A 20,173-nucleotide genomic window follows, 5' to 3' on the forward strand; every position below is an offset into this window, starting at 1 on the left:
GGCAATGAGGGTATTTTGTCGCGGCCGTGAAGGGTCTGCGCATCCTCCCTTCAATAGCTGGGCAGGCCAGTACGGCCTTTGCCTGGGCGTGGGTGGAGGACCCTCATGCGGCCACCATCCACATCGCCGTCAGCGCCAGCATGGCCGCCATGGCACGGTTGAACCACAGCAGCCTGCGTCCCTGGGCCAGCCAGTGGCGCAGCAGCGCGCCCACGCAGGCATACAGCAGATTGCTGAAAAAGGCATAGGCGGCCATGACGGGCAGCACCACGGTCAGGCGCTCGGTCAGGTCCTCGCGCCCCGCCAGCCAGCCGGCGACGATGGCCAGCGCCAGCAGCCAGGCCTTGATGTTCACGAATTGCAGTCCCACGCCCTGCCAGAAGCCGACCTGCAGCTGCTGCGGCGATTGCAGCGAGGCCATCTGCGCGCTGCGGCTCAGGCGCCAGGCCATCCACAGCAGGTAGCCGATGCCGGCGGCCTTGACCAGCCACAGCAGCAGCGGCGCCGCGACAATGGCCGCGCCCACGCCGGCCGTGCTCAGTACCAGCAGCACGCACCAGCCCACGGGCACGGCCAGGACGAAGCGCAGCGCCGGGCGCAGGCCGTGGTTGGCGGCCAGGGCCGTGGACAGCGTGGTGTTGGGACCGGGGCTGAAGCTCATGGAAGCGGCGAGCAGCAGCAAGGCGGTGAGTTCGGACGGTGGCATGAGGCGGTGGCCCCGAAGGTCTCCATACAGGCGGCAGGGGCTGTTGGGGAGGAGGGCCCGGCAGGCCTTCTCCGCAGCACGAATGCATGAAATATAGGTGCAAGACCTGTACAGTGCCAATACAGTTGAACCCTCAATTGCATGTTCTGTATTGGTGCCTATCCCGATACAGTGACTTTCTGGTGACCCCTTCGCAGCCGTTTGCAGCCGTTCACACCCGTTTCCGCATGACCGTTCCCCTCTCGCGGCTGGCGCCGCAGACCCTGAGCACCCAGCTGGCCGAGCGCCTGGGAGAGCGCATCCGCATGCGGCTGCTGCCTGCGGGCGCACGCCTGCCTTCGGTGCGCGAATGCGCGCGCCAGCAGGGCGTGAGCACGCACACGGTGGTGGCCGCCTATGACCTGCTGCAGGCCCAGGGCCTGGTCGAGGCACGGCCGCAAAGCGGCTTCTTCGTGCGCGACTTCGTGCAGGATGCGCCGCTGCTGCAGCCCGAACAGGCCCGGGCCATCCCCGCCGAGGAGGCCCCTGGCGTGCCCAAGGGCACGCGCATCAATGCCTCCATGCTGGTGCGCGGCATGTTCCACCAGAGCGTGGGCGGCAGGCCGCAGCCCGGTGCGGGCGTGCTGCCGGCCGAGTGGCTGGAGGCCGGCTTCCTGGCGGCAGCCATGCGCAAGGCCTGCTCGGGCAAGTCCCTGCACGACTCCTGCGTGGGCTACGGCGACCCGCTGGGCGACATCGGCCTGCGCGAGGCGCTGTCGCGGCGCCTGGCGCGCCTGGGCATTGCGGCGGCGCCGCAGCACATCATCACCACCATGGGCGCAACGCATGGGCTGGACGTGGTCAGCCGCGCCCTGCTGCAGCCGGGCGACCCGGTGATGGTGGAGGAACCCGGCTGGGCCGTGGAATTCGCGCGCCTGGCATCGCTGGGCATGCGCGTGCTGCCCGTGCCGCGCGGCCCCGACGGGCCGGACCTGGCCGTGATGCAGCGCTACTGCGAAAGCTGCGCACCCAAGCTCTACGTCAGCGTGAGCGTGCTGCACAACCCCACCGGCTACAGCCTGTCACCGGCCAGCGCCCACGAGGTGCTGCAGCTGGCACGGCGATTCGGCTTCTACGTGGTGGAGGACGATACCTATGGCGAGATCGCGCCCGACCACGCCGCGCGCATGACCGTGCTGGACCGGCTCAGCCACAGCATCTATGTGAGCGGCTTCGCCAAACTGCTGGCGCCCAACTGGCGCGTGGGCTACCTGGCGCCCCCGCCCGCCCTGGTGGAGCGCCTGGTGGACACCAAGCTGCTGTCCACGCTCACCACCCCCTCGCTGATGGAACGCGCCCTGGCCCACTGCATGGACCAGGGCCAGCTGCGCCGCCATGCCGAGCGCCTGCGCCAGCACCTGGCCCAGGCCCGCATGCGCAGCGTGGCACTGGCCCAGCAGGCCGGCGCCCGCTTCGCGGCCGAGCCGGCCGGCATGTTCGGCTGGGTGGACACCGGCGTGGATACCGAAACCCTGGCCCAGCGCCTGCTGGACGCCGGCTACTTCATCGCCCCCGGCACCATGTTCCACGCCGGCCGCCAGCCCAGCACCTGCATGCGCATCAACTTCGCCACCACGCAGGAGCCCGCCTTCTGGCGCATCTTCGAGCGCGAAGTCCAGGCCATGCGCGGCAGCGCATAGAAAAGGGAATGGGAGAGGGAAAAGGGGGCGGAAGGCTGGGAGGCGGCATCGATCCGCAAACATAGATCAGACCAGCAGCGCCAAAACCCGGCGCGCCCCAAAACGAGAGACAGCAAGCAAGGGCCGCCCCGCAGCGAGGCTGTCGTCCCCCTCCCCCGCGCAGCGGGTAGAGAGGGGGAAGGCGCGTCAGCGCCTCAGGGGGTGCCCCCAGTCAATGCGCCCGCATCTTCGTGCGAAGACGCGCGATCGCCTGGCTGTGCAGCTGGCACACGCGCGATTCGGTCACGCCGAGCACGGCGGCGATTTCCTTGAGGTTCATGTCGTGCTCGTAGTACATGCCCATGATGTACTGCTCGCGCTCGGGCAGGGCCTTGATGGCTTCGACCAGGGCCACGCGCAGGCGATGGTCGCGCAGCAGGGCAAAGGGATCGGCGCCGCTGTCGGCCACGTGGCGTTCGAGGAAGTCCTCGCCCTCGTCGCCGCCCGACATGTCCTCCAGATACACCAGCTGCGTGCCGCGCACCTTGCCCAGCAGCGACTGGTAGTCGTCCAGGTCCATGCCCAGCTCGTCGGCGATCTCGGATTCCAGCGGCGTGCGCCCCAGGCGCTGCTCCAGGCGGTGCAGCGCGTGCTCTATGTCCTTTTGGCTCTTGCGGGAGCTGCGGCTCATCCAGTCGCCTTCGCGCAGCTCATCGAGCATGGCGCCACGGATGCGCTGGCTGGCGAAGGTCTCGAATTGCACGCCCTGCTCGCTCTCGAAGCGGGACAGGGCTTCGGCCAGGCCGATCATTCCGACCTGTATCAGATCATCAAGCTCCACATTGGGAGGCAGCTTGGCGATCATGTGCAGCGCGATCCGGCGTACCAGGGGTACATGCCGACGGATCAGTGCATCGCGGTCGAGTTGGCCTTTGGCGGTGTACATGGCGGTCAGTGGCTCCAGGCATGGGATGCGGGCAGCGGCGCGAAGCCGGCGGCCAGATCCTGGCCGCCATGTGGCAACACGCTGCCCGCATGGTTGAGCAGTTGCAGCGCCAGGCGCTGCAAGTCCGGTGCATGGTGCAGGCGCACGGGCAGCAGCCCCGGCGCATGGCCCAGGTGGCGCTGCGCGCAGCGCATCAGCGCGTCGATCTGGGACTGCATCTGTTGCGCGTCCTCGGCCTGGCTGCGGGCGCCTGTCTGTCCACGGCGCCAATCGTAGCTGGTCACGCCCAGGTCGTCAGGGTTGGGCAGCAGCGGCGCCAGCAGGCAGCGCAGGCCGGCATGCATGGCCAGCTGCTTGAGCTGGCGGTAGCAGCCCAGCACGCGGGTGCCTTGTTCGGGCAGCACCATCAGCGGGTGCACGGCCTGGCCGGCCAGGTTGCTGGCCAGCGTGTCGGCATTGGCATACAGCATGACGATGGCGTAGCCGCGCACGTGGCGCTGCAGCCACTGCATGGGCGTCATGCCGGCCTGGCGCGCCTGCTGGGGCAGCAGCTCCAGCCCCTGGCGGGCGGGCAGCACGGCCACCGAGCTGTGGCGGGGATCGGGGTGCAGGCCGGTACGGGCCTGCCAGGCGCTTTGCTGCAGCAGCTGCGCCAGGCCCGGCGCGTCGGCGGCCTCGCCCTGGCCGGCATCCAGCACGAGGACGGGCAGGCCCAGGCGCTGCAGGCTGGCGCAGACCGGCCACAGCAGGGATTGTTCGGCCTGGCCCTGCGGGTCGGTGGCCGTATCGCGCAGCATGGCCAGCACGCGCAGGCCCATGGGGGCGGCGGCGCCCGGCTGGCCGTGCAGGCCCAGGCCCTGGTGCAACTGGGGGAAGGTTTCAAGCATGGTGGATCTCGCCTTCCGTGCTGGGGCTGGACGGTGTGAAGAAGAAGTCCAGGTCCAGTGCCTTGGGATCGAAGGCCGAGCGGGTGGCGGCGCGCATGGAGGCGGAGACCAGTTGCTGCGCATCGGCGCGTTCCCAGTCTTCGGGCACGCGCTGGCCGTTGGTCACGCCGCGCAGCTGCATCTGGTGGCGGATCAGCGTGTCCACCGAGGGGCCGAGCTTCACGGCCTCGTCCACCTTGGTGAGGATGGCCTGGCTGGAGCCGCGCGCCTTGAAGGCCTGCATCACATCGTCCAGCGCATCGCCCTGGCCGGCCGCGTTCACGGCCAGCAGTTTCTGGATGCCGGGCAGGTCCAGCAGGTCGAGGATCTCGTCCTTGCGCGGATCGCGCGGGGCCACGCCCGTGGTGTCGATCAGCACCAGCTGCTTGTTGGCCAGCAGGCCCAGCAGGTCCTGCAGCGCGGCGCGGTCATGGGCCAGGTGGGCCACCACGCCCAGCATGCGGCCATAGGAGCGCAACTGGTCGTGGGCGCCGACGCGGTAGGTGTCCAGGGTGATCAGGCCGACGCTGGCGGCGCCGTACTTGGCTGCGCACAGGGCGGCCAGCTTGGCCGTGGTCGTGGTCTTGCCCACGCCGGTGGAGCCCACCAGGGCGAAGACGCCGCCTTGCTCGTACAGCGGTGCCTGGTCGGCGTCGGTGCGCAGATTGCGTTCCAGCACCTGCATCAGCCAGCGCACGGCATCGCCGGCAGACAGGTCCTGGGGCATGTGCTCGACCAGGGCGCGGGCCAGCACGGGGGAGTAGCCCGCGCGGATCAGCTTGTGCGTGAGGTTGGCGTGGATGGGGTTCTGGCGCGTCTGGCCCAACCAGGTCAGGGTGTTGAAGCGCTCTTCGATCAGGTCGCGCACGGACTGCAGCTCATCGCGCAGTGCCTGGGAGGCCATGGTCGGTGCGGGCTCGCTGCGCAGGGGCTCGCGCAATGGCGCTTCGGCGCTGGCGCGCAGCGGGTTGTGGCGGGCCACGGAAGGCGCGGGCTGTGCCTTGAACGGCTGCTGTGCCGCCATGGGCGCGGAGGCCGGTGCTTCGCGCAGGGCGTCGCCCAGGCTGCGGCGCTGGGCAAAGCTGGGCAGCGGCTCGTCAACGCCGGCCTCATGGCGGCGGCGCAGCATGCGTTCGCGCACATAGTCCTGGAAGGACAGGGTGCTCATGGCCAGCTGTTCGGTGTCTTCCTGCACGCTTTGGCGCAGGCCGGCCGGCTCGGCACCGTCTGCCGACAGCGAGGCTGCCTGCGAGATGGCCTGTGCAATCGCCGACGACGTTGCCTGGGAAGCACGCGATGGAGCCGCCTGCGCGGTCTGCAGTGCCGGCTGCGCCGTGCGCGGCTGGGTCCGCGCCTGGATCAACTGAGCCTGCACCTGCGGGCGCAGGCCCGTGGTTTCCTCTGCGGAGCGGCGCTCGATGGCCTGCTGCAGCGGCGTGCTGCTGGCAGCGGCCTTGCTGTGCTCCAGCGTGTCCTCGGCCGTGGCCATGACCTCCACACCATCGGGCGTGTTGCGGTTGGAAAGGATCAGGGTGCCCGCTCCGAAAGCCATGCGCGCCTTGGCCAGGGCCTCGCGGGAGGTGGGGGCGTAGAAGCGTTTGATGTTCATGCGGATGCACCTTTAAGAATCGAGCCGATGCGGATGGTGTGCGTTTCGGGAATCTCGCTGTGGGCGAGAACCTGCAGACGCGGCGCCACGCGGCGCACCAGGCGGGCAATGGAATTGCGGATGGAATCGGGAACCAGCAGGCAGGCAGGCAGGCCCAGCTCTTCTTGCTGGTTGGCCATGTCGGCCGCCTTCTGGGTGAGGATCTCGGCCACGCCGGGATCCAGTGAGGGGGAGCCGGGGTTGGACAGCGCCTGCACCAGCAGGCGTTCGAGTCCGGGCTCGATGGCGATGACGTTCAGCTCACGGGTCGGGCCGTAGATCTGCTGGACGATGGACGGCGACAGCGCAATGCGCACGCGGCGGGCCAGCTCGGCAGGGTCCTGCGTGGTCGAGGAGTGCTCGGCCAGCGTCTCGATGATGGTGCGGATGTCACGCACGTGCACCGAGTCCTCCAGCAGCAGCTGGAGCACTTTCTGGAACGTCGTGATGGACACCATTTTCGGAATGACTTCTTCGATCAGCTTGGGAGCCAGTTTGGCCACATGCTCCACCAACTGCTGCGTCTCGGTACGGCTGATCAGCTTGGCTGCATGCACTTGCATCAAGTGTGACAAATGGGTGGCCATCACGGTTTCCGAATCAACCACGGTAAAGCCTGCCATTTGTGCCGCTTCCTTCTGGCGTTCGTCGATCCAGTGGGCGGGCAGGCCGAAGGCCGGGTCGGTGGTCTGGGTGCCGATCAGCGGGGTGCTGATGCCGCCCGGATTGATGGCCAGGAACATGCCGGGGAAGGCCTCGCCCTCGCCCACCATCACGCCGCGCAGGGTGATGCGGTAGGCGCTGGGCTTGAGCTCCAGGTTGTCGCGCACATGCACGGCCGGGGGCAGGAAGCCCACTTCCTGGGCGAACTTGCGGCGCACGCCCTTGATGCGGGTCAGCAGGTCGCCCTGGCGGCCCTTGTCCACCAGGGTGATCAGGCGGTAGCCCAGCTCCAGGCCCAGCAGGTCCACGGGCTGCAGGTCGTCCCAGGTGGCTTCGCCGTCGCTGGGCGGGGCCACGGGTGCGGGCGCCTGGGCCTGCTGGGAGGCGCGCTCCTGCTGGCGGCGCGAGAGCATCCAGGCCAGCCAGCCCAGCAGCGCGCCCGTGCACAGGAAAACGACGTGCGGCATGCCCGGAATGACGCCCAGCAGGCCCAGCACGCCGGCCGTGATGCCCAGTACCTTGGGCGACATGAACAGCTGCTGCGCGATCTGCTGGCCCATGTCGGTTTCCTTGCCCACGCGCGAGATCACCATGGCCGCGGCCACCGAGATCAGCAGGCCGGGGATCTGCGCGACCAGCGCATCGCCCACCGCCAGCAGGATGTAGCTGTCGGCGGCCTGGCCGGCCGACAGGCCGTGCTGGATCATGCCGATGGCGAAGCCGCCGATGATGTTGATCACCAGGATCAGGATGCCGGCGACCGCGTCGCCGCGCACGAACTTGCTGGCACCGTCCATGGAGCCGAAGAAATTGGCCTCTTCCTGCACCTCGGCGCGGCGGCGCTTGGCTTCCTTTTCGTCGATCAGGCCGGCGTTCAGGTCGGCGTCCACGGCCATCTGCTTGCCGGGCATGGCGTCCAGGGTGAAGCGGGCCGAGACTTCGGCGATACGCTCGGCACCCTTGGTGATCACCACGAAGTTGATCACCACCAGGATGGCGAACACGATCAGGCCGACGGCGAAGTTGCCTCCGATCAGGAAGTGGCCGAAGGCCTCGATCACCGCGCCGGCCGCGCCGGGGCCGGTGTGGCCCTCCAGCAGCACCACGCGGGTGGAGGCCACGTTCAGCGACAGGCGCATCAGCGTGGTCAGCAGCAGCACCGACGGGAAGGCCGCGAAGTCCAGCGGCCGGATCATGTAGGCCGCCACCATCATCACCATCAGCGCCACGGCGATGTTCAGCGTGAAGAAGGTGTCCAGCAGCCACGGCGGAATGGGCAGCACCATCAGCGCCAGGATGGCCACCACCAGCAGCGGCGCCATCAGGCCCTGAGCGAACTTGGCGTTCTCGCTCGACCACATCGATTGCAGGGATTGGAGCGGATTCGTCGTCATGGAGCAGTACCTTCAGTGGTCGCGGCGGCGCCTGGCGCGCGGCGGCCCTGGTGCGGATCGAGTTCGGCGGGCACGACGGGTTCGCCGAGATCGCCAGGCATGGGGCCTTCGCCGCGCAGTGCGGCCTTCAGGCGGTAGACATAGGCCAGGACCTGGGCCACGGCCGTGTACAGCGCGGCGGGAATGGCCTGGTCCAGGTCGGCGTGCGCGTACAGGGCGCGCGCCAGCATCGGGGATTCGAGCACCGGTATCTTGTGGGCGCCCGCGACTTCGCGGATCTTCAGCGCCACCAGGTCCGTGCCCTTGGCGATGACCTGCGGGGCGGCCATGGTCTTTTCGTCGTAGCGCAGCGCCACGGCATAGTGCGTGGGGTTGGTGACCACGAAGTCGGCGCGCGGCACGGCGTTGACGCTGGCGCGGTCGGCGATCTCGCGCTGCTTCTGGCGGATCTTGCTCTTGATCTGCGGGTTGCCGTCGGACTCCTTGTGCTCCTGCTTGACTTCCTCGTGGCTCATCTTCAGGCGCGACTTGAACAGGTAGGCCTGCAGCGGCACGTCGATCACGGCCATCAGGAACACCACCAGCAACAGCAGGGCCACGCCGCTGGCAAGCCACTGGCCGGTCATGGTCAGCGCCATGGCCGAAGGCTGGGAGGAGATGGCGGCGATCTCGGCGAGATGGCTGCTCATGAACTTCCAGGCCACGAAGGCGAGGATGGCCGTCATCACCACCATCTTCGCCACGGTGACCATCTGCTGCTTGGAAAACAGATTGGTCAGGCCCGACAGCGGATTGAGGCGGTTGAACTGCGGCTGTATGGGCTTGAGGCTCAGGATCCAGCCGCCGGCCAGCATGCCCGAGAGCACGGCTGCAGCCGTGGTGACGGCGGCAACGCCCAGGGAAATCTTCAGGCCCAGGCTGCCCATGGACAGCATGCGCTCCATCATGAGGGCCGGCGTCTTGGCCGTGTGTGCGTCGAACACCAGTTGCTGGGCCAGTGCCATGCGCAGGTGCTGGATCAGGGGCTCGGCGCCCATCAGCATCATCAGCGCACCCGTGCCCAGAATGGCCAGGTGGGACAGGTCCCGGGAGCGCGCACCCTGGCCGTCAGAACGCGTTTTCTGCAGTTTGCGTTCGGTGGCGGGAAGGCTTTTGTCTTGGCTGGAGTCCATGGCGCAATGACGGAAGGATTTGCGTCATTGTCGGAACAAGCCAGGCAGGCGAAGCCCCGATAAGCGGGGCTCAAGCGGCGCTTATGTGCTGTCTGCACAAGGGGAGGAGCGGCAGCCGCATGGTGCAAGGGCGCCGCGAAGATGGCAGTCAGCCCCTTGCGCCCAAGCGAAAGAGGCTTCCCTGCAATGAGAGGGGAGGCGCCGGGCGCCCCCAGGATGATCAGAATCCCAGGCTGGCCAGGAGATCGTCCACCTGGGACTGCGAAGTCACCACATCGGGCGTCTTCTCGGGATCGACCACGGGGCCGGCGAGGTGCTCCTTGGGTTTTTCCAGGGGCTCCAGCGCCGTCTGCTGCGGGTTGGGCGAGGTCTGGATGAGCAACTGCACCAGCTGGTCCTCCAGATCGGCGGCCAGCGAGACCACGCGGGCGATGACCTGGCCCGTGAGATCGTGGAAGTCCTGGGACATCATGATCTCGGTGAGGTGCTCGTCGGCCTGCTGCGTGCCCTGCTCGACTTCCTCCAGGAAGTTCATCACCCGGCCCTTGGCCACGGCCGCCACGGGGTCCTCGACCATCTGTGCCCTCATGGCGCGCACGCGCTCGGCCAGCCGGTCCTGCTGGCTCTTGGCCAGCTCGACACGGTTGAGGACCTTCTCCGCGGCCTCTCCGGTCAGCCGCGCAATGTAGGAAAGGCGGCTTTGCGCATCCGGCAGCTCTCCCATGCTGCCGCGCAATCGGTCCGCATAGCCCAACTCGTTGAGCGAGTCATGCAGCTGGCGCGTGAGAACGCCTACCTTGTAGTGGACGCTGTCGGGGACATCCGGGTTGCTCATGGCGCGTGCCCTACAGGCCCAGCTTTTTGAGGATCAGGTTGACTTTCTCTTCCAGCGTGGCCTTGGTGAAGGGCTTGACGATGTAGCCTGCCGCGCCGCCCTGGGCCGCTGCCACGATGTCCTCCTTGCGTGCCTCGGCCGTCACCATCAGCACGGGAAGGTGCTTGAGTTTGTCGTCCTGCTTGATTTCGGTGAGCAGCTGGAAGCCGTTCATGTTGGGCATGTTGATGTCCGTCACCACGAAATCGAACTTGCTGTTGCGCAGCTTGTGCAGTGCCACGACGCCGTCTTCGGCTTCATCGGCTTCGGGAAAGCCGCTCTCCTTGAGCAGATTGCGCACGATGCGCCGCATGGTGGAGAAGTCGTCAACGATCAAAAAACGCAGGGCATTAGCCACGTGAGGCCCTTTCGGTCGGTAGGTGCTCGGTACTGGTAAGAATCCGCCGCGATGGTAACAATATGAAACCTTCTTGGCGTAATGTGGGAATTTTCCTGCTTTTCGGCAGCATCGGGCGCAAACCTTAATTTGTTACACGATCAGGTGACGCGGGCGCCGAGGGGGCGGCTGCGGGCGCGGTGGCGGCGGGCTGCGCAGCGGTCTCGCCGGCCGTGGGTTCGGCCGTGGCTGCATTCGCGGTGCCGCCATTGCCGCCGGCCAATGACGGCGGCAAGGCGTTGCGTGTCACGGGCCCACGGTGGCCCAGCAGGCGCTTTTCGGCCTCCTGCGTGAGCACGGTAATGGTGATGCGCCGGTTCTGGGGTGCGCGCGGATCGTCGGGCAGCAGCAGATCGCTGCTGGCCAGGCCCGTGATGCGTGCCAGCTGGTTCAGCGGCATGCCGGCGGCCACCAGCTCGCGGCGCGAGGCGTTGGCCCGGTCGGATGACAGCTCCCAGTTGCTGTAGCCGCGGTCGGCATTGCCGTAGGGGGCGGCATCGGTGTGGCCGGACAGGCTGATGCGGTTTTCCGCGCCCGCCAGGGCTGCGCCCACTTCGCGCAGGATGTCGCGCATATACGGTTTGACCAGGGCGCTGCCGCTGTCGAACATGGGGCGGTTTTGCTCGTCCACGATCTGGATCTGCAGGCCGTCAGGCGTGACGTCGGTGCGGATCTGCGAGCGGAATTCGTTGAGGCGCGCATTGCTGGTGATCATGGCGTCCACCTTGGCCTTGAGCGCCTTGATGCGGTTGGAATCCACCTGGGCCTGATCGGCGCGGCCCGCATCGACGCTGGTACGCCGGTTGGAGCTGTCCGCCGCCTCCGAGCGCCGCACCTGGCCGTGCACCTTGGCCAGGTCGTTGCCGCCGCCGGGAATCACGCTGGAGCTGTTGCCCGCGCCATCCCCGCCGGCCATCGCCACCTTCAGCGGCGAGGAAAAATACGCCGCAATGCCCTGCAGCTCGCCCTTGGCCGTGGAGCCCAGCAGCCACATCAGCAGGAAGAAGGCCATCATCGCGGTCACGAAGTCGGCGTAGGCGATCTTCCAGGCGCCGCCGTGGGGCGCATGCGCAGTCTTCTTGACGCGCTTGATGATGATCGGCTGTAGCTTTTTCTCTGCCATGGCTTGACGCTGCTGGACGCAGGATTACTTCTTGCCCTTGACGTGGGTTTCCAGTTCCAGGAACCCGGGACGTTCGGTGGAGAACAGCACCTTGCGGCCGAACTCGATGGCCGTGGCGGGGTTGTAGCCCTGCATGCTTGCCAGCAAGGTGGTCTTGATGCACTCCAGTTCCTTGGCGGCATCCTGGGCGCGCTGCTCCACCAGGCCGGCCATGGGCTCCACCAGCGCATAGGCCAGCAAAATGCCCAGGAAGGTACCGACCAGGGCCGAGGCGATCATGCCGCCCAGCACGGAAGGCGGCTGGCCCACCGAGCCCATGGTGTTCACCACGCCCAGCACGGCCGCAATAATCCCGAAGGCGGGCAGGGCGCCGGCCAGGCGGGTCAACGCATTGACCGGGGCATGCGCTTCGGCGTGATGCGCCTCGATCTCGCTGTCCATCAGCGACTCGATCTCGTGGGAGTTGAGGTTGCCCGACACCATCATGCGCAGGTAGTCGGTCAGGAACTCCACCACATGGTGGTCGGCCAGCAGCTCGGGGTACTTGGTGAAGATGGGCGACTCGTTGGGAGACTCCACATCGCTTTCGATGGACATCAGGCCCTCCTTGCGGGCCTTTTGCAGAATCTCGTACAGCAGGGCCATCAGCTCCATGAAGCGGGCCTTGGTGTAGCGCGAACTCTTCATCACGCCGGGGATGGCCTTGGCCGTGGCCTTGAGCACCTTGGGCTGGTTGCACACGATGAAGGCGCCGATGGCGCCACCGCCGATGGTCACCATCTCGAAGGGCAGGGCCTTGAGAATGACCTGGACGTTGCCCCCGTGCAGCACATAGGTGCCGAAGATGCAACCGAAGGCGACGATGTATCCGATGATGACAAGCATGGGAGTGGATTCTGTCAGAGGTGTCCCGATGGAAAAGTCGGAACTGGCTTGGAAATGCGCGCTTGTTTTGACACTGGGCCGTGGCGGGGTGGCGGCCATCGACGAATCCATGGCTTGTCAAGCTATCGGCCACGGATATCGATACTTGAGAGTCCCGACGCCCGGGCATACAGGCTACGCCATGCCTTGAAAGTCGGAAAAGGCCCGTGAAGCAGTCCCTGCTTGTGTCTTGCGAGGGGTGTGCTTAATGGTGGATTGAATGCGGCCCGTGCGAGGATAGTAGGCACAGCTTTATCCTTTGTGTCATAGCGCGCGCAAGCTGTACGACTTGCTGCCTGCCTCGTTCCACCGCCATGCCATCTTCAATCCTCGCCACCCCCACACCGCGGCTTTCCGACCTCGACAGCGAACTGGCCAACATCCGGGCAATGATTGATCGCGCCCAGTTCCTCGAAGCCCTCTCGGGCCTGGCGAGGTTGCTGGCAACAGGGGAGCGCAACTCCAAGGTCTGGCTGCATGTCGGTTTCGTCTATGTGCGCATGAACATCTGGCCTCAGGCCATCGAAGCGCTGCAGGCCGCTCTGGAGATTGAGCCTCGCATGCCTGATGCGCAGCGCCTGCTGGCGTTGGCCATGTTCAACACAGGCCGCAAGAAGCAAGCCTGTGGTCTGATCGATGATGCCTGCCGCCATGCCAAGCATGTCAACCAGCATTGGATGACGCGTGCCTACATCCACGCTCACACCAGCAGCGATCCGCTGAAGTCACTGGAAGTGGCGTGCGACTGGGGGCGGCGCTTTGCCGACCCGCTGACACGCGATGCCAGGCCCCTGCCGCCGCGTGACCGCAATCCGCGCAAGAAGCTCAAGGTCGGCTATGTGACGGCGGACTTTCGCCAGCACTCGGTAGCCTTTTTCATGCAACCCGTGCTGACCCACCACAATCCGGAAAACGTCGAGATTCACGTCTATTCCAGCGGCCGCCCCGACCAGATGACTGAGAAGCTGCGTGCCCTGGTACCGCATTGGCACGATGCGGTCGATCAATCCGACGACCAGCTCTACGAACAGATCCGCGCGGACGGCATCGACGTGCTGGTGGACCTGTCGGGATTCACCATGGGCCAGCGCCTGGCGGTCTTCGCGCGCCGTGCGGCGCCCGTACAGGTGACCTGGCTGGGCTATATGCACACGCTGGGGATGAAGGCGATGGACTACCGGCTGGTCGATGCAGGCATCGCACCGGCCGGTCATGCGCCCTATTACTCGGAAAGCCTGTTCCAGCTTGCCTGCATGGCCAGCTATGCCCCTCCGGAGTATTCGCCGCTGTGCGAAGAGCCGCCGATGGTTCGCAACGGCTATCCCACGCTGATTTCCCTGAACAACTCAGCCAAGCTGACAGACGAGATGCTGGCAGTCTGGGCGCGCATTCTTCAGGAGCGCCAGGACGCGCGTCTGATCATCATGGTCAAGGAGCAAGACCCGGATGCGGCGCAGGCCCACATGCAGCCGCGCGTGGAGGCGGCAGGCATGCCGCTGGACCGGGTCTCGGTCATGCACGAGCAGCCGCTGGACCGCTTCATGGAGCTGGGCCACATCGCCGACGTGGCGCTGGATACATCGCCGGTCTCGGGGGGGACGACGACGCTGCATGCACTATGGATGGGGCTGCCTATCGTGGCACTGGACGCGGAGAGGGCCGTGGATGCGTCTACTGCACGCGCACTGCAGGGCCTGGGGTTCGGGGAGGATGTGGCTTGCAGTATAGACGGCTATACCCGGACCGCGCTGCGGCTCATGGATGACGTGGATCGCCTCCGGCACTACCGGCTGACTGCGCGCCCCAGTCTGGAGCGCAGCGTGCTCATGGACTATCCAGCCCGTACACAGGAGTTGGAAAAGTCATTTCGCATCATGTGGCTCAACTGGTTGCGCGGCAGCAGGCACACGCTCGCGGTCACTGCTGACCTCGAGGCCCTGCTGGTGGATGCGGACGCGCTCGCATGAGCGGAGACATCACAGGTTCCGACTGGGTGCCGCTGCTGGTGCCCGATATGCCATCCCCGCAAGTGCTGATGCCTTGGCTGGAGCGAATGCATGCGGCTCGGCACTATTCGAACTTTGGTCCGCTTGTGCGTGAATTGGAGGCAGAGTTTGCGCAGCTCTTTGCCATTCCTGTGGATGAACTGACCACTGTGACCAATGCGACGCTTGGCTTGGAGCTGGTGCTGTCGGCACTGGATATGCCTCGTGGCTCCCGCGTACTCCTGCCGGCATTCACCTTTGTGGCGACTGCCACCGCCGTGGTGCGAGCAGGTCACATACCAGTGCTGGCGGATGTGGATTCGAATACCTGGATGCTCACGCCCGAGATCGCCAGAGCAGCCTGTACGGAGACGCATATCGATGCAGTACTGCCTGTTGCGACTTTTGGCATGCCCCATGATATGCAGGCATGGCAACTGTTTGAGCAGGAGACGGGGCTGCCTGTGGTCGTTGATGCGGCTGCGGCATATGGCAGCCAGTGGTTGCAGGGTGCGCAGGGGACACTGGTTTTCAGCATGCATGCCACCAAGAGTTTACCGGCAGGTGAGGGAGGACTGGTTGTATCCACCCGACCTGGCCTGGCTGCCCGCGTGCGCCAGCTGTCAAACTTCGGGATCAACCTGGATCCAGCCTCGGGCCTGCCGGTGGGCGCTTTGGCCAGCGTAGGATCTAACGCCAAACTCAGTGAATATCATGCAGCTATTTGTCTTGCATCGCTGCAGATATGGAAAGACCATGCATATCAACGACGATTGCTTCAGTCAGAGCTTGTCAATGCACTGGATGAGGCCTGTGATCAGCGATTGACATGGCAGATGCCTGGGGTGGCAGGCGGGCTGCAAGCCCCTTCGTTATTGTGCGTCCGCTTGCCAAGCGAGAGATTCCGGGTCGCGCTTGAGCGTTGCTGCAATCAAGACAGGATCATGGTCCGGCGCTGGTACCAGCCGTTGTTGCAAGATATGCCTGCATTAATGTCGTCTGTCATTACGCTGAATACGGACTGCGCTCGCTCATTGGCGCGGACTTTGCTGGGCCTGCCATTTTTCCTGGGCATGAACCTCAATCAGAAGGAGCTGATAAGGCATGCTGCTCGACGGGCATGGATAGAATGCTCGGGAGAGTGTTAGCCTGCTTTTCTGGCATAGTATTCGGCCATGCTGGTGTTTCTCTTGATTATTTCAAGAACCCTATGGTTTGTATGGCCTGAGTTGTTGACCAGATTGTCCCACCAATCCTTGTCGGGATTGATGTTGCTATCAAATTCCATGCCAAAGAGTGGGGTGTATTTCAGGGAATATGTAGTCAGCTCTGGTTCCAGGGGAACCAATTTTTCTCTCATGAATTGAAGGTGGTCTTCAATTGTTGAGTGAGGCAGGCCAATCTTCTTGGCATATTTGGACCATACATAATTCTCGTTCGTTGATCGCGCAAGCTCCGAAAAATGCATCTCTGGTGAAAATGAGAGGCTGGGATCGTTGTCCTGACGCTGGTCCTCATCAATGCTCCACAGCATGGCCATCTCATCGGCTCTCGCTATCATGAATGCTTCCGATATTTGAAATGGTATGTTTCGCATGGTCCACCCCATGTGAAAACCAATTCTGCCGGGATGGTAGTTTCCATGATGGCCGAATGTGTTTTGGATGTATTTTCTTACATTGCCAATCGCAACATTGCCGCTTCTCAGCCTGACGGAGTATTTTATGCCTTTTCTTTGTATATTCTCAGCACCTGCCCTGGCAGTACGGATCATGTAGTTTCGTCGAAGAGGGCCCGGGAACTCGGGCAGAGGGACCTCGATGATCTCATCGACCCATCTTGCGCACCTGCTTAGTGCTTCTGGCGACTGTCCAGCATCCGTGGCGAAGCAATGGTAGTCATTGGGGTAGTGGTATCTCTGGTATGCAAGTGCAAGCTCTGTAAATGGGAATATAGGGCCTTGAGTAAAGAATCCTATTTCGGAAAAGTGTTCCTTTCTGGGGGGAACCAGATGAATGTTTTTCTGAAGTAGCAAGAGCTCATCGACAATATCATTGCTTTGCATCCCATATTCTATTGCGGGGATTGAGCGGAATTTTCCGAGATTCCCGATCTGATGTGTTACTTCAACAAAGGATGCAGAAAATATTAAGATGAGAATATTTTCAGGATCCTCGTTTTCTTTTAGAAATTCAGGGGACTTCACTTCCAGATCATGAATGATCTTCCCTTGATTTTCTGAGGTTGGGCAAATCGTATATTCTGCAGTTATCCCCGCTAGTGGATAGAGGTCTCTGAAGAGCTGTCCTGCTCCCCAGGCGACAATTTTTACGTTGTCTGCATCGATGTTCGGATATCTGATGGCTATTCTTGATAGCCCGCCATGAAGTATTGCCATTTTAGGTGATTTTAAACAGGGAACAGCGCATCAAGAACTATTTGCACGGATTGCCTTGATAGCTCGACGCGTGACTGCGTACTCATTTTCTCTTCATTGTTGAAATTATCGGCGACTATATTGACGGTGAGCGCGTGGCGTTTTCGAATCATGGCCAGCAAATAGAGGTAATAGGTTTCCATGTCGACGCCAAGTATATTTGCATCTCTATATATATGCCACCAATCCGGTTGGATATTGTAAAAATTGTCGGAGGCGAAAAAAGATCCTGCGTGAATGCGATAGGGGTAGTTGGAGGCTGCGAGCATAAACTTGTTCAGCAATTCATGACTGCAGCAGGGAGAGATATGGCAGCCATTGATGCCAAGATGGCTATCGCTGGATGCACTCATGGGTACTATCAGGTCACCGATTGAAATTTCTGGCTGAAAGCTTCCGCAAGTGCCTATGCGGATGATTTGCTTTACGCCGTAAATATCAAATAGCTCGGTTGCATATATGCCAAGGCTGGGTTGCCCCATTCCAGATGCCTGGGTTGATATCCGATGACCCTTGTAGTGCCCAGTGAATCCCAGGCAATTTCTTATGCCATTGACCTGTTTCGGGTTCTCGAAAAAATTCTGAGCGATGTATGCAGCGCGTAAAGGATCTCCAGGCATGAGAACCGTTTCTGCATAGTCCCCGGGATTGGCTTCATTGTGAGGCGTCATGAATCATCTCTTTGACCATTTTGTACTTCGATTTGTTTACGTGGTTGGCTACACTGAAGCCATTAAGGCTGCTGAGCAGATTTTCGAATTTTGCAAGGATATTGAAATCCGCTTGCAACAGTTCAATTTCGATCAGCTTGATCGTTTTGTTGCGTACAGTGAAGCTGTACAGCACGAGAACGGCCTCATTTGATGTAAAGATGTGGCAGTTCTTTTGTATCTTGAAATCGAAGTGAGATGCAACGAGATTGAGGAAGGTCAGTACCGACTGCGTTTTTGTTCCCTGGGCCAGCTGGACGACCAGCTCAAAGCGATTCAAGGAGTTTGGATTGGAGTCCTTGATCGTTATATCAGAAGGAAAAGTTGCACCTGGTGGTTGCTCCCGATATCTGATGAATTCTATTTTCTCATTGGTTGGTGAGAAATAGTAGTCTGCGGAATTGACGTGTTCGTACGTGAATTCCTTGTTTTTTGAGAATATCTCAATAAAGGAACCCTCATCCACATCGTTGGCTATGTATTTCTTTTCTATTTCGCAGTCTGTGGAAATACTCGTCTTGGATAGATATTTGTTGTAATTTTCCCAGGTTCCGATGTCGATATAGTTGTTCTCATGTGTTCGACTGAAGCCGTAGATATTTATGATCTCCCCAATTTCCTGGGTTTTCTTGAAGATATCGTCTTCATGAAATTGCCTCAGATTTCTTCCGTCAAATTTTATGACGCCCCAGAAGCGGTCCGAATTATTGTCGGTTTTCGGTGATTTGACTTCAAATCTCGTTCCGCATAATGTCAGACGATCTACCTTGGTTCCGTCGGAGGTCGTGAACAGCCCCGCGCATATTCCAGGGTGACCCAGCATCTCCATATAGGGATTGCCATCGAAGATGCTGTCTGGCAAGCCAAAAAGGCACTGATCGTTATCTTGCGGTCGAACATTGATGTAAAAATCTCTCAGGATTTGTGCAAATCCAAGTTCTTTTTGTTCTATGTGGAGAAATTTCTGGTCATCTGAATAGAATGAAGTGACATCCTGTTTGAAGTTTTTCCCATGTATGAAAACGATCTTTTCCGCTCCGGCAAACAGCATTTTCTGCACGAGATGGTTGGATACAGGATTGTAGAATCCATAGTTCTTTTGCGGAAGCATCTCTTTGGAGTAGGGTAAGCCTAGTCGGCTTCCTTGGCCACCTATTGGAATAAGACCGTAGATCATGGCTTGAGGGTAGGATTGATTTTCGAGGGAAATTTATATCAATATGAGATGTTGGAGATTTTGATTTCGCATATCGACATGGTGATTTTTGATCTAGTTATTTTCAGTATGGCTGTATTTGGTGGGCTCTCTGGTCATCAGGGATTGATAGGATTTTTGAAAATGAGCCACACGGTCTTCTATTCCCTGGCCAAGAACTGCATACTGGGTTGCTTGCTCGACGCCTTTCTGAATTTTCCCACAGATATCGCCATCCTCTATAAATACCTTCCGGGTAAAAGAATGACCATCGGCGTGGATGCGCTCCATCATCTTGCATCCTACCTCGGTTGCATTGGTGAAATGGACGCCCAGAGTGCGTGAGTGTACATGCGTACGATTGGTGGAAATAGGGTCGAAGCGCTGTATATGGAAGCTGTAGCCCATGAACGATGTGACGGTGAGGTTGGGGAAGATCAAATGATGTGTGTAATGCTCGAAGCGCCATGGCCACTGCCCTATCTTTTTGCCCATGCGGGCGAAGCGTGTCACCCAGTCGGAATTCGCCGAATGCTCCAGGTGGCTATGCAAAGGATCATCCAGAAAAAAGGTGGGAGCCTGCTCTTCACGACTCATGCCATCTACCTGTCCGAAAGTACGGTTGTGTACTGCAGGGATATGATAGCCCTCCAGTGAATTCTCAATAACTATTTTCCAGTTGGCCGCCACATCCTCTTGAAATTCATCCAGTACACCATTCATGCCTAAACTCGCATGCTCAAGAAAATCGTATTGATTTCCCAGGTATTCCTGCAAAGATGGGCCCTGAGGGGAGAGTCGCACGAAGATGAATTGGCCCACGGCCGCGCAGGGGAACTCTTTTAGGCGAAACTTTTCAGGGTCGGCCATCACCATGGGAAATGCTTTTTTTTGCGGAATACCAGTGGGGATGCCTTGGCGATCAAATACCCAGCTATGGTAGGGGCAACGCACGGGGCCTTTGTGCAGACCCGGTTCACATAGCTTGGCGTGGCGATGGCTGCAGACATTGAGGAAAGCGCGTGGATTGCCTTGTGCGTCGCGCTGCAGGAGCAGTTCGGTCTCCCCCAGGCGCACTCCGTAATGCATTTTTTCCTGTAATTCCAGCATTAATCCGGCAAATAACCAGACATGGGGGAAAAGATGGAGTAATTCCTGGGTGCGCTGCTCGGGAGACCAGTAGGCCCGTGGATGTATGCGGTAAGAAAGAGATTCAGTGGAGGTATTCATGCGGGACTTTCCAAAAGAAACCTGCCTGTGAAATATATTGCGTACAGGATGGCGCCGAAGATGTAGCAATTATTCTGATGCAGACAGAGATGTGTTCGTGGGAAAGTATCAAAGAACTGTGCAATGTCAAGAAAAACTGCATTGCAATGATCTATTGGGGGTGGGTTCCAGTAGTCTGGATGAAT

The 20,173-nt window shown here is 61.5% G+C and carries 17 protein-coding genes; 3 read left to right on the plus strand and 14 right to left on the minus strand.

All coding sequences use genetic code 11. The features are described from left to right. Positions 1-103: 103 nt before the first annotated feature. Positions 104-706: a LysE family translocator gene (locus A9976_RS22215; protein ID WP_183020801.1), complete on the minus strand. Its 603-nt coding sequence runs from the start codon at positions 704-706 to the stop codon at positions 104-106. A 227-nt stretch (positions 707-933) separates the two neighbouring features. On the opposite strand from A9976_RS22215, the gene A9976_RS22220 reads away from it, so the two are divergent. Then, complete coding sequence (locus A9976_RS22220; protein ID WP_183020802.1) at positions 934-2,385, plus strand: PLP-dependent aminotransferase family protein; 1,452 nt, start codon at positions 934-936, stop codon at positions 2,383-2,385. A 211-nt stretch (positions 2,386-2,596) separates the two neighbouring features. Here the strand turns inward: A9976_RS22220 and A9976_RS22225 are convergent, their stop codons facing one another. The 9 genes from A9976_RS22225 to motA all read right to left on the minus strand — a co-directional run bounded on the left by A9976_RS22225 (position 2,597) and on the right by motA (position 12,392). Next, the gene (locus A9976_RS22225) at positions 2,597-3,310 is read right to left on the minus strand and encodes an RNA polymerase sigma factor FliA (RefSeq protein ID WP_012202528.1); all 714 of its coding nucleotides are present in this window, start codon (positions 3,308-3,310) and stop codon (positions 2,597-2,599) included. Between the two features lie 5 nt (positions 3,311-3,315). Further along, positions 3,316-4,197: a hypothetical protein gene (locus tag A9976_RS22230; RefSeq protein ID WP_183020803.1), complete on the minus strand. Its 882-nt coding sequence runs from the start codon at positions 4,195-4,197 to the stop codon at positions 3,316-3,318. Further along, positions 4,190-5,845: a flagellar biosynthesis protein FlhF gene (gene flhF / locus A9976_RS22235; RefSeq protein WP_183020804.1), complete on the minus strand. Its 1,656-nt coding sequence runs from the start codon at positions 5,843-5,845 to the stop codon at positions 4,190-4,192. Before flhF ends, A9976_RS22230 begins: the two co-directional genes overlap by 8 nt. Further along, complete coding sequence (gene flhA, locus A9976_RS22240; protein ID WP_183020805.1) at positions 5,842-7,941, minus strand: flagellar biosynthesis protein FlhA; 2,100 nt, start codon at positions 7,939-7,941, stop codon at positions 5,842-5,844. Before flhA ends, flhF begins: the two co-directional genes overlap by 4 nt. After that, positions 7,938-9,113: a flagellar biosynthesis protein FlhB gene (locus A9976_RS22245; protein ID WP_183020806.1), complete on the minus strand. Its 1,176-nt coding sequence runs from the start codon at positions 9,111-9,113 to the stop codon at positions 7,938-7,940. The genes flhA and A9976_RS22245 overlap by 4 nt, the downstream gene beginning before the upstream one ends. A gap of 220 nt (positions 9,114-9,333) precedes the next feature. Beyond that, entirely contained in the window at positions 9,334-9,948 is a 615-nt protein-coding gene (locus A9976_RS22250) for a protein phosphatase CheZ (protein WP_183020807.1), read from the minus strand. A gap of 10 nt (positions 9,949-9,958) precedes the next feature. Beyond that, positions 9,959-10,345 (minus strand): chemotaxis response regulator CheY, encoded by a 387-nt coding sequence (cheY, locus tag A9976_RS22255; RefSeq protein WP_012202534.1) that lies wholly within the window; start codon positions 10,343-10,345, stop codon positions 9,959-9,961. A gap of 124 nt (positions 10,346-10,469) precedes the next feature. Then, positions 10,470-11,507: a flagellar motor protein MotB gene (motB, locus tag A9976_RS22260; RefSeq protein ID WP_183020808.1), complete on the minus strand. Its 1,038-nt coding sequence runs from the start codon at positions 11,505-11,507 to the stop codon at positions 10,470-10,472. A 24-nt stretch (positions 11,508-11,531) separates the two neighbouring features. After that, on the minus strand, positions 11,532-12,392 hold the full coding sequence (gene motA, locus A9976_RS22265) for a flagellar motor stator protein MotA (protein ID WP_183020809.1): 861 nt from the start codon (positions 12,390-12,392) through the stop codon (positions 11,532-11,534). A 353-nt stretch (positions 12,393-12,745) separates the two neighbouring features. On the opposite strand from motA, the gene A9976_RS22270 reads away from it, so the two are divergent. Together A9976_RS22270 and A9976_RS22275 are read left to right on the plus strand one after the other, a co-directional pair. Continuing rightward, the gene (locus tag A9976_RS22270) at positions 12,746-14,398 is read left to right on the plus strand and encodes a glycosyltransferase (RefSeq protein WP_183020810.1); all 1,653 of its coding nucleotides are present in this window, start codon (positions 12,746-12,748) and stop codon (positions 14,396-14,398) included. Further along, positions 14,395-15,564: a DegT/DnrJ/EryC1/StrS aminotransferase family protein gene (locus tag A9976_RS22275; RefSeq protein ID WP_183020811.1), complete on the plus strand. Its 1,170-nt coding sequence runs from the start codon at positions 14,395-14,397 to the stop codon at positions 15,562-15,564. Before A9976_RS22270 ends, A9976_RS22275 begins: the two co-directional genes overlap by 4 nt. On the opposite strand, the gene A9976_RS22280 is transcribed toward A9976_RS22275, so the two are convergent. The 4 genes from A9976_RS22280 to A9976_RS22295 form a co-directional block, all read right to left on the minus strand. Further along, on the minus strand, positions 15,561-16,814 hold the full coding sequence (locus A9976_RS22280) for a hypothetical protein (protein WP_183020812.1): 1,254 nt from the start codon (positions 16,812-16,814) through the stop codon (positions 15,561-15,563). The two genes, A9976_RS22275 and A9976_RS22280, sit on opposite strands and share 4 nt — an antisense overlap. Positions 16,815-16,825: 11 nt before the next feature. Continuing rightward, positions 16,826-17,524, minus strand: coding sequence for a purine-nucleoside phosphorylase (locus A9976_RS22285; protein ID WP_183020813.1), 699 nt, complete (start codon positions 17,522-17,524; stop codon positions 16,826-16,828). Then, positions 17,508-18,740 carry a hypothetical protein gene (locus A9976_RS22290; RefSeq protein WP_183020814.1) on the minus strand — a complete coding sequence of 411 codons (1,233 nt, stop codon included), beginning with the start codon at positions 18,738-18,740 and terminating at the stop codon, positions 17,508-17,510. The genes A9976_RS22285 and A9976_RS22290 overlap by 17 nt, the downstream gene beginning before the upstream one ends. Before the next feature lie 93 nt (positions 18,741-18,833). Further along, positions 18,834-19,988: an aromatic ring-hydroxylating dioxygenase subunit alpha gene (locus tag A9976_RS22295; protein ID WP_183020815.1), complete on the minus strand. Its 1,155-nt coding sequence runs from the start codon at positions 19,986-19,988 to the stop codon at positions 18,834-18,836. Between the last annotated feature and the right edge of the window lie 185 nt (positions 19,989-20,173).

Origin of the sequence: Delftia sp. UME58 (assembly GCF_014170385.1) — a bacterium.
GTDB lineage: Bacteria > Pseudomonadota > Gammaproteobacteria > Burkholderiales > Burkholderiaceae_C > Comamonas > Comamonas acidovorans.

Excerpts from the sequence above, each read along its gene's own strand:
- A9976_RS22215 (WP_183020801.1), bottom strand. The coding sequence starts at position 706 with ATGCCACCGTCCGAACTCACCGCCTTGCTGCTGCTCGCCGCTTCCATG.
- A9976_RS22220 (WP_183020802.1), top strand. The coding sequence starts at position 934 with ATGACCGTTCCCCTCTCGCGGCTGGCGCCGCAGACCCTGAGCACCCAG.
- A9976_RS22225 (WP_012202528.1), bottom strand. The coding sequence starts at position 3,310 with ATGTACACCGCCAAAGGCCAACTCGACCGCGATGCACTGATCCGTCGG.
- A9976_RS22230 (WP_183020803.1), bottom strand. The coding sequence starts at position 4,197 with ATGCTTGAAACCTTCCCCCAGTTGCACCAGGGCCTGGGCCTGCACGGC.
- flhF (WP_183020804.1), bottom strand. The coding sequence starts at position 5,845 with ATGAACATCAAACGCTTCTACGCCCCCACCTCCCGCGAGGCCCTGGCC.
- flhA (WP_183020805.1), bottom strand. The coding sequence starts at position 7,941 with ATGACGACGAATCCGCTCCAATCCCTGCAATCGATGTGGTCGAGCGAG.
- A9976_RS22245 (WP_183020806.1), bottom strand. The coding sequence starts at position 9,113 with ATGGACTCCAGCCAAGACAAAAGCCTTCCCGCCACCGAACGCAAACTG.
- A9976_RS22250 (WP_183020807.1), bottom strand. The coding sequence starts at position 9,948 with ATGAGCAACCCGGATGTCCCCGACAGCGTCCACTACAAGGTAGGCGTT.
- motB (WP_183020808.1), bottom strand. The coding sequence starts at position 11,507 with ATGGCAGAGAAAAAGCTACAGCCGATCATCATCAAGCGCGTCAAGAAG.
- motA (WP_183020809.1), bottom strand. The coding sequence starts at position 12,392 with ATGCTTGTCATCATCGGATACATCGTCGCCTTCGGTTGCATCTTCGGC.
- A9976_RS22270 (WP_183020810.1), top strand. The coding sequence starts at position 12,746 with ATGCCATCTTCAATCCTCGCCACCCCCACACCGCGGCTTTCCGACCTC.
- A9976_RS22275 (WP_183020811.1), top strand. The coding sequence starts at position 14,395 with ATGAGCGGAGACATCACAGGTTCCGACTGGGTGCCGCTGCTGGTGCCC.
- A9976_RS22280 (WP_183020812.1), bottom strand. The coding sequence starts at position 16,814 with ATGGCAATACTTCATGGCGGGCTATCAAGAATAGCCATCAGATATCCG.
- A9976_RS22285 (WP_183020813.1), bottom strand. The coding sequence starts at position 17,524 with ATGACGCCTCACAATGAAGCCAATCCCGGGGACTATGCAGAAACGGTT.
- A9976_RS22290 (WP_183020814.1), bottom strand. The coding sequence starts at position 18,740 with ATGATCTACGGTCTTATTCCAATAGGTGGCCAAGGAAGCCGACTAGGC.
- A9976_RS22295 (WP_183020815.1), bottom strand. The coding sequence starts at position 19,988 with ATGAATACCTCCACTGAATCTCTTTCTTACCGCATACATCCACGGGCC.